Here is a 12,502-nt window from a genome sequence, read left to right as displayed (position 1 = left end):
GGTCAGGCTCTGCGGCCGACCATGACCCGGGCGGCATTGGTGACCATGATCTGGTGGATGGTTTCTTCGGACACACCCTTGGCCCGTATAGCGGGAAGGATCCGGTCCGAGATGTTGGCGTGGTGCCAGTTCGGTGCGTGCTTGGCGCGCCAGGACGGGGGTGTGTTGATGCTGAAGAACCCGGCGTCGTGCGAGAGGGTCAGGCGGTCGGCGTAGCCCAGTTCGCAGAGTTTGACGAGCATATCGATCCGTTGCTCGTCCGGCAGGACTTGTTCCATGCCGAACCTGTCCAGGCCGAGAGTTGAGCCATTGTCCATCAGTTCGCGGAGGTAGCTTAGGTCCGTGCTGTCTCCGCAGTGACCGATGACGAGGTGTTCCATCGGCACGCCGAGGGATTCGAAGAATTTTTGCTGGTCCCTGCCTGTGAAGTCCTCGGCGTGGGTGTGGGTGGTGATGGTTGCCCCGGTTTCCTGGTGCGCCACGGCTGCGGCGCGCATGATCCGGTCAACGTCGGGGGTGATCCCGTATTCGTCGGTGGCGATTTTGATCATGGCTGCTTTCACTCCGGTGTCCGCGATGCCGGTGGTGAGGTCTTTGATGAAGAACTCTTCGAGCGGTTCGGATCGTTCCACCATGAGGCCCGGGCCGTTGATTTTGTAGAACATGGGGAGGTCTTTGAAGGAGTAGAAGCCGGTTGCGACCACGATGTTGATGTCCGTTTCGGCCGCCACCCGCTGGACCCTGGGGATGTATCGGCCAAGTCCCGGTACGGTCAGATCAACTACTGTCCGGATGCCTTTGGCGCTGAGGGCGTTGAGACCATCGATTGCGGTGCGGACCAGTCGTTCTTCGTCCCACTCGGGGTGTGGGTAGTCCTGTTCCAGTTCGGGGTTTTTGGTGAACAGGTGCTCGTGTGTCAGTGTCGTGCCCAGGTCCTCCACAGCAACGGGTCCGCGGACGGTTTCGACAGTAGTAGTCATGGTTTGCCTTTCAAAATGGATTTGGGTATTTACTTACTGGCCTGCAGCGACCGCGGCCGGGCGGCGTACTTCGCTGATGGCTTTACGGATCATTGCGAAGTCCAGGGCGGCGGTGATCATGTTGAAGCCTCGGGCGGCGAGCTGCTCGGGGTCGCCACTGAGCCCGACTATCCGGCCTCTTTTGGCGCACGCTTGGCGGATCCTGTCGACGGCTTCGAGCTGCAGTGGGTCGCTGGTCTGTTCGAAGCTGAGGGGTTGGCCGCCGAGACTCACTCCTAAATCTGCGGGGCCGATGTAGACGCCGTCGACGCCTGGGGTATCGAGGATCTCCTCGAGGTTCATGAGGCCTTCTTTGGTCTCGATCATGACCAGGCAGAGCACTTCCTGATTGACGGTTTGAGGGTCCGATCCGAGGCCGTAGCGCGCCCGGATCGGACCCCAGCTTCTGATGCCCCTGGGATGGTAGCGGCAGGCCTGCGCAGCGAGCCTGGCGTCGTCCGCGGTGTTGATCATCGGCACAATGACGCCTTCTGCGCCCGCGTCGAGGGCGGTTCCTATAAGGGCTGTGTCGTTGGCAGCAACACGTACCAGCGGGGTGGTTTCACTGCGTGCGACGGCTCTGAGCATCTCGATCAGGGTGTCCTGTGATGCCAGGCCGTGCTGTTGATCGATGTAGATGAAGTCGAATCCTGCCATGGCGAATTCTTCGGCAATCTGTGCGCTGCCCAGGGCGCATGAGAAGCCCACCGCCGTCGCTCCGCTGGCCAGCCTGGCTTTGAGCCTGTTGGGACGGCTGTGGATGATCACAGCTTGTACCAGGATCGGGCGGTTTCGGACATCAGTTTTGCCTTCATCGTGTCGGGGATGATGGCAAGGAGTTCGTCGATGTCGTCGTCATGACGGTGTGGGTAGTCGGTTGCGAACATGAGCAGGTCTTCGGAGCCGAGCCATTCAATGATCCGCTGTGAATGTTCCCGCGGGCCGAGATCTGCAGGGGCGACGGAAAACCGTACGTGGTCCCTGATGATTTCCAGAGGGAGGCGGTCGACCCACGGCGTTTCGCGGCGAAGGCCCTTCCATTTTTTGTTCATGCTCCAGCCCCAGGTGGGGACCCAGCTGAATCCGCCTTCCATGACTGCAACTCTGAGGTCCGGAAACTTTTGGAAGGTCCCTTCGAAGACCATGCTGGTGAGTTGGGCAACGTAGACCTGGGTTTCGGCCGCGTACTGCTCGGCGTACCACGAGGCGTAGCCGGTCGGCGATGGCGCGTCCTCTGTGGTGCCGCCCCAGTGGAGGCCGATCACGAGGTCATTGCGGGTGGCGGCTTCGTAGATGGGGTTGAAGATCCGTTGGCCGTACAGACGTTCTGACCGCACTGGAAGCATGACCTGGACAAAGCCAGGGTGCGATCCCACGCGGTCGATTTCCGCTGCCGCCGCGATCGGGTCGCGTGCCGGGATTACCAGTGAGGCCACGAGGCGCGGGTCCTTGTCCAGCCATTCGGCAATGATCCAATTATTTACGGCAGAAGCCAGCGCGGCCGCCCAATCAGGGTGCCGCAGGGAGTCCACGCCGTAGTAGCAGTTCAGGACTGCGCGGTCGACCTGCCAGGGATTGAGGATGTCGTTTTGTAGCATCGACAGCTTTGACGCGGGCATTAGGCCGTCATGGCGCCATTCGTCGCGCGCGGTGGTGGCGGCTCCGGGCGGGTAGCTCAGGCGGGGGCCGGTGGGTCCGTGCCAGCCGCGTTCCTGGGTTCCCTGGACCCATACGGGATCCATGTAATCGAAGAGTGTCTCTATGGAGGGCACGTTTGCATGGACGTCACAGTCGATGACGGGGCCGGTCCATAGGGTGCTTGTTTGCATGCCGGCGAGCAGGGGTGTGGTCATTACCTGACCTCTACTTTCATTTCGGTGGTCAGGGTGGGCGGGGGCGCGCAGGCGCCAGGTTTGGCGGCAGGGCCGGGGCGTTGTGGCCGCATCGACAGAACCACGTAGTCGGACTCGACTGACACTTCGATCGTTTCGGCCTGGTAGGGACCTTTGATCCGCCCCACACTTCCGCCGTCGACTTGTTCTGCTACGTCCGTTCCGGCTTCAACGTTCACTGCAAAGGGGCGGGCACGCATGTGTTTGGGGTCCCAATAGGACTGTCCGGTTTTGATATCGAACTCCCAGTTGTGCCAGGGGCACGTGAGCAGATCCTGTGATTCATCCAGGGTGATCTTCCCGGGGACTGTGGCCGTCACGGAGTTGACGAGTTGTCCCTGGCACAGGGGTCCGCCGACGTGGGGGCACCGGTTGAGCATGCCGTAGTAGGAGCCTTTGATGTTAAAGATGCCCACTTCGCGGCCGCCGACATCGACGATGAGGCGGCTGCCCGGGGGTATTTCTTCTGCCCTGGCAACCACAAACTTCTGGGGTTTCTTGGCGGAAGCTACTGCTTCGTTCATTTCGTGTTCGCTTTCTGCTTACGGGGCGACGGCGCCGGCGAGGTGTTGTTTGCTGAGCCAGGAAGGATCCAGCTCGTGAATCGATGAGCAACCAAGAAGGCGCATGGTCCGAACCATTTCCGTGCGGGTTATTTCCAGAACGTGGGACACACCGGCTTCTCCGTCGACCGCCAACCCCCATGCGGGGAGCCGGCCTACCATTACTGCCTTTGCGCCGAGGGCGAGAGCCTTCAGGACGTCGCTTCCGCGGCGGATTCCACTGTCGAGGATGACGGTCACGTCGTCGCCGACGGCCTCCACGATCTGAGGAAGAACGGCTATGGAGGCGGGAGAGCCGTCGAGCTGACGGCCGCCGTGGTTTGAGACGATTATTCCGTCAACACCGAGCTTGGCCGCGGTGCGCGCGTCGGAGGTGCTGAGGATGCCTTTGACGATCAGCGGACCGTCCCAGTTAGCCCTCATCCAAGCAATGTCTTCCCATGAGGGGGAATGCGATTCTTTTCCTGTGCGGATCATTTCGGTGAGTTCCATTGGTTTGCCGTCGGCCGTGAGATCGGCCGTGTTAGGCAACACAAACGGCATGCCGTCTCGCATGAACCGATAAACCCACCCCGGCCGGCTGACCATCTTCGGAGCCATCCGGAACACGTTTGAGACATTGATGCTCATGTTGTAGCTGAAACCGTTACGGAAGTCTTTTTCGCGGTTACCGGACACACTGGTGTCAATTGTTGCGACGAGTCCTTCATAACCCGCCGCTTTGGCGCGCCCGATGAGGGACCTCATGGCGTCCTGGCTGGAGAACTTGTATGCCTGGAACCACTGCGGACCGGGCGTCTCCGCGATTTCTTCCAAGGTGTATCCGGACGCCGAGGTCGCCACGTGGGCGATGCCGGCCTTGGAAGCCGCTGCCGCGATGCCGAGGTCCCCGTCCGGATGCACCAGGCGCATGCCCCCGCAGGGTGCGGTAAGGATCGGCATCGAGAGGTCGAGCCCCAGCAGGTTGGTTCGCAGGTCTGGTTTCTCAACCCAGGTTGCCCCCCGGGGTTCGAAAGCCAGGTCCCGGAACCCCCGGACATTTCTCCGCAGGGTGACTTCGTCTTCGGCTCCGCCGTCGACGTAGTCGAAGATGGCCAGGGGGAGTTGCTTTCTGGCGCTCTCCCGGGCGTCGTCATAGTTAAGAACTGATGCTCGGCGGCGTTTGCCCCAGGTGTTTGAAATCGCCATGGGTGCTACGCCCCGTTCGGGGAGGGCAGGCCGCTGTTTTCGCGAAGCGGGATACCGTAAAGCTTGCTGGCGTTCTCACCGAGGATGCGGCGGCGGCGGTCTTCGGGGAAACTCTCGGGTACGGATTCGTACGGTGAGTCGTAGTCCCAGTGGGGGTAGTCCGAGGAGAACATCAGCCTGTCAGCGAACCCGGAGTCTTCGAACATGCCGAATACGCCTTCCAGCATGTCGGGACGTTCCGGTTCCTCCAGAGGCTGGGTGCTGAACCAGAAGTGTTCCTTGAGGTACTCCGAGGGTTTGCGCTGCAGATGGGGCAGTTCGTGGCGGAGCTTCTCCCAGGTTGCGTCCAGACGCCAGCTGTACGGCGCGACCCAGTCCCATCCCATCTCGAGCATCGCAATTTTGAGCTTGGGGAAGCGGTCGAAAACGCCTTCGAAGATGAGGCTCGGAACCAGTGCAAGCGGCAGAACTCCGAAGGCGGCGTGGGTTTCAGCGTAGAAGTTCTGGCGTCCGGCTCCCGTGGGCTGCCGTCCCATACCGGGTACATGGAAGGACAGCGGAATATCGTAGTTTTCGCAGGCCTCGAAGATGGGCCAGTACCGGCGCTTTCCCAGCGGGTCCTGGCCGGAGGGCGACATCAGCACCTGAACAAACTTGTCTCCGAATTCACCCTCCTTGCAGCGCTGGATCTCCCGCTCGCCGCCGGGCAGATCACGGGCCACCGTGACTGAAGCCCTGAACCTGTCATCCGCGGCGCACCAGGTCTTGACCAACGCGTTGTTGTAGGCGCGGTACAGACTGGTTGCCAGCTTGTGGGGCATGTTCGCCCCGCCGTTGGTGATGATGTAAGCCTGCGGACACGTCAGGACAGCGGCCGTCATGTCGAAGGGGTCAAGTACTTGTTCGACGGCCAGATATGGATCCAAGCCAACCCGTCCGTTATCATCCACGGCGTCGAGCCGGTGGGTGAACTCCCGCTGGGAGGGGTAGACGCCGCCACCCATGGCACCCAGACCATAACGGCTGATGTATTCCTTCCACTGCTGGGGGAGATGATCGGCCACTTGCGGGTCTGTGGGCAGGGGCATCGGGTGGAAATCCACGTCAATAACCCCGAGTTTGGATCCGGTGGCCACCGGGGCAGCGCTCAAGTCTGTGATAGTCATTGTTTTCCTTTTTGGACTCTCGTTTTGGACGGAATCCCTAGAGCTTTGCTTTGTAGGTTTCCTTGGCCATCAGCACCCCAACAAGTGACAGCAGGCTCGCGGCCGCGGCAAAGATGACGACCAGTTCAGAATGGGGCGCCCCGCCCGCGGTGATCAGTAGCCAGGTGCAGAGGGCGGGGGTCAGTCCGCCGCCCAGGGTGCCCGCGATCTGATAGCCCATCGAGGAACCGGTGTAACGAAGATGGGTGGGGAACAGTTCACCCAGCCATGCTGCCAAAGGCGCGTAGCAAATAGCGTGGGCGATAGAAATGAGGGAGATGGACCAGTAAAGTCCCGCAACGCTTCCGGTGTTCATCTGGGCGAAGAAGATCGCACCGGTGACTGCCTGCAGAATAACGCCGAGACCCACGACTTTCTTGCGGCCGATGTAGTCGGACCAGGTCGCGAAGATCGGCTGCCCAATCACTCCCACGGCGGCTGCGACGATGGAAGCCGTCAGCAGATCCGACCGGGAGAAACCCACCTGCAGACCGTAGGACGCGGCGAACGTCAGATAAACGGCACTGACGGCAAACGGCCCAATGACCAGCAGGATGGTGACAATCAGCGTCCGGGGGTTCAGGAAGACCTCCACAAGCGGTGCCTTCCTCTGGGAGGGCGCCTGCGCCTGTTTCTTCTGTTCGGCGAGGAAGACCGGACTTTCACTCACACCGAGGCGGATCCACAAACCGATCATGACCAGAACGGCCGAAAGCAGAAAAGGAATCCGCCAACCCCAGGCCAGTAGTTGATCTTCGGGCATCATCCCTGCGACCAGAGCGAACACGCCATTGGCAACGAGGATTCCGCCTGTCAGGCCCATCTGCGGGAAGCTGCTGGAAAAGCCGCGGCGCTTGGGTGAGTGCTCCATGGCCATCAGAACTGCCCCGCCCCATTCGCCACCGGCAGCGATGCCCTGAACGAGCCGGAGGACCAGCAGCAAAATCGGCGCTGCTACGCCAATTTGGGCGTAGGTGGGGAGCAAACCCATGGCCGTGGTACAGACGCCCATGGCCAGGATGGACAGAACGAGCATTTGTTTCCGTCCGACCTTGTCGCCGTAATGGCCCCAAATTGCGCCACCAAGCGGTCGCGCGAAAAACCCAACAGCAAGCGTGATGAAGGCGAGGAGCGTACCCACCAGCGGATCAAACTGCGGGAAGAACAGCACGTTAAACACCATCGCCGACGCGATACCGAACAAGTAGAAGTCGTACCACTCGATCAAAGCCCCGACCAGGCTCGAAAGCAGAACCCTCCGCTGTTGCCGGGGAGTCGAGACAGACACATCGGGATCAATGGTCAGCCCGCTTGGCGGGATAGATGTGCTCGTCGTTGAGTCGTCCATGAGGGCCTCCGTGTAACAACCGGGCGCTTCCCAGCTTAGAGAAAGAACTTATCTTTTATTTTTTATTAAATCAAGAGTCGGTGTGACATGAGGCACTTTGGCTTCACCTAGAGAAAGCCGGCTTGGCGGATCCTTAGCAGGTCTCTGGCAGGTAGGCGTGACCAGCGAACGCGAGGGCAATTCTTCACAGACCGCCCGATCCTAGCCAGCGGCGCTGGTGGGACATGCTGTGGTACAGCCCTTGCTGTGGCTTTACCGGCTCCTCGGTTGTGCCCCGTGGGGCTCGCTCGCGGCCTGCATTTCCCGATCAGGCTAGTGTTCGTCGCCTTCACCGTTCCAAACTGGACAACAAGAGGGTTCTCGCGCGCATGGGCGACGGCTGAGGGAAAAGTAGGCAGGGCACCCACGTCCCTCTGGGTAATTCAGCGCCGTAGGTCACGAGTGCGGCCTCGCATTCACGCGCCCACAAGGCCGGCAACCTAAACCAGCACGAGGCTCTTGACGGGCGTCGATTGCATCCCATATCTGGCCTGATGATGATTCCGACTAGGGTGGAACCAGGGCTGGGAGGCTTGAACTCATGGTCCAAAGCAGTCGCTCTTAAGGAGCGCCCTCAGCCACATGCTGCCGACATAGGGTCCGTTATCGGCACTCGAAAATCGTCGGGCAGTGAGGTGTGTGCTCGGTGGGGATTGTAGGACAGGGCATGGAGCAGTCGGGGAACGGCAACACGCCCGGCCTCTGAGCGATAGGGCCGCGCGTAGGGGTAGGCCCATTCCTCCAGCATGGTGCGCTTGAACCGTTAGACCTTGGCGTTAGGGTGGGACATGAAGACCTCTGTGCGTGGACTTGGACTCTTGACAAGCCCCCACTCCACCCGGAGGTCTTCTTCATGTCACCAAACCACGCCGAGCGTCATGTCCGTGGTCAATACAGCTAGACGGCCCAAAGGGGCACTCCCTTCCCACTTGGAAGCCTTCTTTAAGGCTGCAGATCCCAACTCGGGTCACGTTACTCCAAGATATGCTGCGCGTACTGCGGGCGAGGACTTGAGGGTTTCCTGATCGCCGGAGAAGACGACGTGCCCGTGTTCAAAGACGTATCCGCGATCAGCTGTTGAAAGGGCAAGTGATGCGTTTTGTTCGACCAGCAGCATGGTTACGCCGGTTTTTCCGATAAGCCGAATAGTCTCGAACACAAGTTCTGTGACAATCGGGGCCAGACCGAGAGAGGGTTCATCCAGCAAGATAATTCGGGGTCGCAACATAAGTGCCCGCCCAATTGCGAGCATCTGCTGCTCACCTCCGGATAGCGTCCCGGCTGCCTGGGGCCGGCGCTCCGCAAGCCGGGGGAAGAGGTCATAGACCTCGTCCAGCGCCTTACGGCGTGAGCTCTTCGCGCGCCGGGACGATCCTCCGACCAAGAGGTTGTCTTCAACGGTCAGATTGGCGAAAACGCGCCGTCCCTCAGGAACCAGCGCTATGCCCAGGTCGGAGATTCTGTACGGGGGTATTCCATTGATCAATTCGCCGTCCAAACGAACAGCGCCGCCGCTCGGCTTGAGGTGACCTGCAATAACCTTGAGAAGTGTCGATTTGCCCGCTCCGTTCGAGCCTAGTATCCCTGTGATTTCACCCTCAACGATGGAGAGTGAGACGTCGTGGAGGGCAATGGCGTCTCCGTACTTGGCTTGCAGATTTTCAATTGTCAGCATGTGTCTCTCCCTTGGGCGCGCCGATGTAGGCCTCAATAACGGCGGGATTATTCTGCACATCACTCGGAGTTCCGTCAGCGATGAGCTGACCGTGGTCAAGTACCAGCACTCTTCGGCTAATGCGCATGACCACTTTCAGCAGATGCTCCACGAGAAGAACGGTCACGCCCTCCTCGGTGAGTTGGTGGATCAGTAGAACCGCTTCCTCCACCTCTTGCGGAGTCAGTCCGGTCATGACTTCATCGAGCAACAGCAGCGAGGGCTCTGACGCCAGCGCCCGCGCCATTTCGAGTCGCTTGCGGTCGATCAGCGTCAGCTCGGAAGGGCTGCGTCCTGACCGGTCGTCCAGACCGAGACGCTGCAGGGCGACGTGGGCGGCAGCCGTCGCCCTCTCAACACTGCCGTGCTTCTGGAGGCCTCCAATGATGGTGTTGTCCAGCACTGTCATCGACGGGAACAGCCTTACTTTTTGGAATGTCCTAGACACCCCTTGGCCGGCGATTTTGTGGCTACTCGACTTCGTCATGTCCCGGCCTTGAAGAATCCGGCGACCTGAGTCCAGCTTTTGGACCCCGGTCATCAAATCAAAAAATGTGCTCTTCCCGGCGCCGTTGGGCCCGACGAGGGCGATGACGCCGCCGGCGTCAATTGTAAGACTGACGTCGTTGACCGCGGTGACGCCGCCAAAAGTCTTGGTGGCATGCTCCATTTGAACCAACGGCATGTTCATTTCGCCTCTACCTCACGCTTTGGATTCTCAGGGGTGGTTTTCTTCTCAAGGGACGCTCTTCTGCTCCGGCTGCGAAGGCTGGCCAGACGCGCGGGAATGGACGCCAGGCCGCCAGGCAGCCAGAGAGCTACGGAGATCAGGACAAGCGCATAGACTATGGCGTCGGCTCCTGCGACGACCCCATGGAATGCATTGTCTGCCCACTCAGCAATTGCAACAAGTCCGATTCCGCCGACCACGGGCCCCCACACGGTTCCGATTCCGCCGAAAATTGCACCAAGTGCCATCTCAACAGATCGCTCGACGCCGAAGGCTCCCCCCGGGTCAACGAACAGGTCGTGCTGGGCCAAGAGTGTTCCAACAAACGACACCATCATGGCGCTCAGAACGAAGGACTGAAGCTTCGCTTTTTTTGCAGCGACTCCAAGGGCCTCAGCGACCTCTTCATCGTCGCGAAGTGCCCTGAGCCGATAACCGAAGGGGGCCTTTGAGATAAAGATGGAGATTGCAACGTATACGAGCAAAGTCGCCAGGGCGACGTAGTAGTAGCCGATTTGTCCCCGGAATTGCAGCATCCCCAGCGAGGGTGCGCCCAACGGCAGGCTAAGGCCCACGTCGCCGCCGGTGATTTCGCTGAAATACCGGGCGAGGTTGAGGAGGATGAGGGCGAAGACGAACGTCACAAGAGTGAAGTAGATACCGCGAAGACGTACGGTCACGATTCCGAGAAGGAGTGCGAACAGCCCTGCCACGATCATCCCGATTAGGCCGCCAATCCACGGCGAGATGCCCCCGTGGATCAGGAGCAATGAGCTCGTGTACGCGCCGATTCCGAAAAAAGCTGCGTGTCCGAATGAGAGCCGGCCGCCGAACCCGCCCACAATATTCCATGCGACTGCCAGTGCCGCCACTATTAAGGCTCGGACACCGAGGCCCCGCACGTACTCGCCGGTCAACAACCAGAACGGCAGGGTTGCCGCGATAACGAAGAACAGGGCACCGCTCATACCTGCAAATCTTTTGATCATACTGTTGCCTCCTGGCGGCCAAAAAGCCCGTTTGGTCTGAAGATCAATACCAAAATGAACAGGGCGAAAAGGCCAACATCCTGAAGATCCACGCCTATGTAGGCGGCCGTAATTTGCTGAACGACGCCGGCGAGGAGACCGCCTACGAACGCTCCGATGACATTCCCGAGGCCACCAAGGACAACGGCGACGAACGCCAGCACCAAGAACTGGTTGCCGATAGCCGGCGAGACTGGTTGGTACGTAATTAGGACGGCGCCTGCAACAAGTGCGATGCACGTGCCTAACGCCATGGCCATGAGGTAGATCCGTTTCGTCCGGACGCCGGAAGATTCGGCCATTGCCGCATCATCCACGGTGGCTCTCATTTGGCGGCCCAGATCCGTTCGTTTCAGCAGCACGGTCAGAGCGATTGAAATGACGACAGCAATGATGAAGCCGGCTACATGGGCTGGTCGTACGACTATTGTCCCGACATAGACCAGTTCGGAGCCCCAGGTAAACCCAGGAAGGGAAAGTTGAGAGGGCGAAAATACGATTTGAGCGACATTCTGGATAATAATGCCGAGCCCGAGGGTAAGAAGCAGCTGACGTAGGTCTCCGGCTCCGATTAGCCTACCGATCAGCACGCGCTGCAGGAGGGCGCCAAACAAGATTCCGATTGGAATGACGAGGAGGATTCCCAGGAAAGGGCTAATTCCCAGCCACGTATATAGGGCGAAAATTGCGTACATCCCCAACAGTACGAAATTTCCGTGTGCAAAATTAATCACACGCATGACTCCGAAAACAAGGCTCAGTCCCATGGCTATCAGTCCATAGACGCCTCCAAGAAGGAGCCCGGTGAGAAGCGTTTGCGTAAGAATATCCACAATAGCGGCCCTCTTATGCTTTCAGCCGGGGCGAGCCCGCTAGGAGACGTGCAGCAAGGTGCGTCCTTGAAGCTGCAACCGCGCCCGCGCTTTTGCGGTCCGGCTGGCTTTCGTGTGTAGTTCCGAGTCTCAATTCGGACATGGTCTACCTCTTCATTGATGGCGACTTCGGGCATCAAACCCAAGCAGTGATCCGAGTTTCCGAATCGGAAATTCGATTACCTGAAGTTAACGCCTCTTCGAAGAAACTAACAACTAGTTTTCGTGTTCACGGATAACCCACAGCACGTCAAGCGGAGCGTAAGCCGACGAACATGCCTCACTACGGTGGTGAAATTCCTTAGTGGTGTCAGGCTGCGCCGCCTCCCTAGAAGCGATCTACCAGGGCATTCATGGCCTACCCAAAGACGAATCAGTCAGGGACGGCGTGCGGCAGCTGCAGCCCAGAGGACGAAGCTCAAGCCCCGTAAAAACGCTCTCGGTGAAGGGCGGGTTGTGGAAAAAATTAGCAATCGATTACCGCCCAGAGCGGCCTCCGACCGGCGGTTCCAGAATCGTCGGAAGCGAATCTGGTGATCAGCCGGCAACTTGGCCACGCTGGTGGAATGCCACAGCAGGCAGGGTCAATAGTCTGCCGGTGCTGTTGCGCGGATCCTTGAGGCGAGGCCAGGGCACCGAAATAGGCCACCACGTGCGGCTGAACCTCGCCACCAGTTGCCTGTGTATTTCACCCACCCGTATTCACCATGAGAGCGGCCCACCTGGTAGTACTTTGTTATGTTGGTGCTCGTTGTCGGCAGTGGGGGCAGTAACCGAGCCATACGGCGAGGACTCTTTGGAGTTCTCTGAGGATGCCGTAGAGGCTCAGGCTGCCCCAGCTGCTTTTGGGTTTGTCAGCCTTAGCTTGGTGATGAAGAGGTGCGCTGCGGTGGCGAGGGTGACG

General features: G+C 59.6%; 11 protein-coding genes and 1 pseudogene. All 12 read right to left on the bottom strand.

Going from position 1 to position 12,502, the window contains the following annotated elements; genetic code table 11:
- Positions 1–2: 2 nt before the first annotated feature.
- The 12 genes and pseudogenes from AC50YA_RS21545 to AC50YA_RS21490 all read right to left on the bottom strand — a co-directional run bounded on the left by AC50YA_RS21545 (position 3) and on the right by AC50YA_RS21490 (position 11,559).
- Positions 3–980: a phosphotriesterase family protein gene (locus tag AC50YA_RS21545; RefSeq protein ID WP_494984221.1), complete on the bottom strand. Its 978-nt coding sequence runs from the start codon at positions 978–980 to the stop codon at positions 3–5.
- 33 nt (positions 981–1,013) lie between these two features.
- Positions 1,014–1,787: an HpcH/HpaI aldolase family protein gene (locus AC50YA_RS21540; RefSeq protein WP_494984220.1), complete on the bottom strand. Its 774-nt coding sequence runs from the start codon at positions 1,785–1,787 to the stop codon at positions 1,014–1,016.
- Positions 1,784–2,872, bottom strand: a complete 1,089-nt coding sequence (locus tag AC50YA_RS21535; RefSeq protein WP_494984219.1) for an amidohydrolase family protein — start codon at positions 2,870–2,872, stop codon at positions 1,784–1,786. The genes AC50YA_RS21540 and AC50YA_RS21535 overlap by 4 nt, the downstream gene beginning before the upstream one ends.
- Positions 2,872–3,435 (bottom strand): Rieske (2Fe-2S) protein, encoded by a 564-nt coding sequence (locus AC50YA_RS21530; RefSeq protein ID WP_494984218.1) that lies wholly within the window; start codon positions 3,433–3,435, stop codon positions 2,872–2,874. Before AC50YA_RS21530 ends, AC50YA_RS21535 begins: the two co-directional genes overlap by 1 nt.
- Positions 3,436–3,453: 18 nt before the next feature.
- On the bottom strand, positions 3,454–4,662 hold the full coding sequence (locus AC50YA_RS21525) for an alpha-hydroxy acid oxidase (protein WP_494984217.1): 1,209 nt from the start codon (positions 4,660–4,662) through the stop codon (positions 3,454–3,456).
- A 5-nt stretch (positions 4,663–4,667) separates the two neighbouring features.
- Complete coding sequence (locus AC50YA_RS21520; protein WP_494984216.1) at positions 4,668–5,828, bottom strand: amidohydrolase family protein; 1,161 nt, start codon at positions 5,826–5,828, stop codon at positions 4,668–4,670.
- 37 nt (positions 5,829–5,865) lie between these two features.
- The gene (locus tag AC50YA_RS21515) at positions 5,866–7,215 is read right to left on the bottom strand and encodes an MFS transporter (RefSeq protein ID WP_494984215.1); all 1,350 of its coding nucleotides are present in this window, start codon (positions 7,213–7,215) and stop codon (positions 5,866–5,868) included.
- 613 nt (positions 7,216–7,828) lie between these two features.
- Positions 7,829–8,017: pseudogene (locus AC50YA_RS21510) on the bottom strand (hypothetical protein); the annotation flags it as partial.
- A 204-nt stretch (positions 8,018–8,221) separates the two neighbouring features.
- The gene (locus tag AC50YA_RS21505; RefSeq protein ID WP_494984214.1) at positions 8,222–8,929 is read right to left on the bottom strand and encodes an ABC transporter ATP-binding protein; all 708 of its coding nucleotides are present in this window, start codon (positions 8,927–8,929) and stop codon (positions 8,222–8,224) included.
- Entirely contained in the window at positions 8,916–9,659 is a 744-nt protein-coding gene (locus tag AC50YA_RS21500; RefSeq protein WP_494984213.1) for an ABC transporter ATP-binding protein, read from the bottom strand. Before AC50YA_RS21500 ends, AC50YA_RS21505 begins: the two co-directional genes overlap by 14 nt.
- Positions 9,656–10,666, bottom strand: a complete 1,011-nt coding sequence (locus AC50YA_RS21495; RefSeq protein ID WP_494984212.1) for a branched-chain amino acid ABC transporter permease — start codon at positions 10,664–10,666, stop codon at positions 9,656–9,658. The genes AC50YA_RS21500 and AC50YA_RS21495 overlap by 4 nt, the downstream gene beginning before the upstream one ends.
- 17 nt (positions 10,667–10,683) lie before the next feature.
- On the bottom strand, positions 10,684–11,559 hold the full coding sequence (locus AC50YA_RS21490; protein ID WP_494984211.1) for a branched-chain amino acid ABC transporter permease: 876 nt from the start codon (positions 11,557–11,559) through the stop codon (positions 10,684–10,686).
- Positions 11,560–12,502 lie beyond the last annotated feature (943 nt).

This window comes from Pseudarthrobacter sp. RHLT3-21, assembly GCF_059383495.1.
Note: the sequence above shows the minus strand (reverse complement) of the source record. Positions and strands in the feature narration are given on the sequence as shown.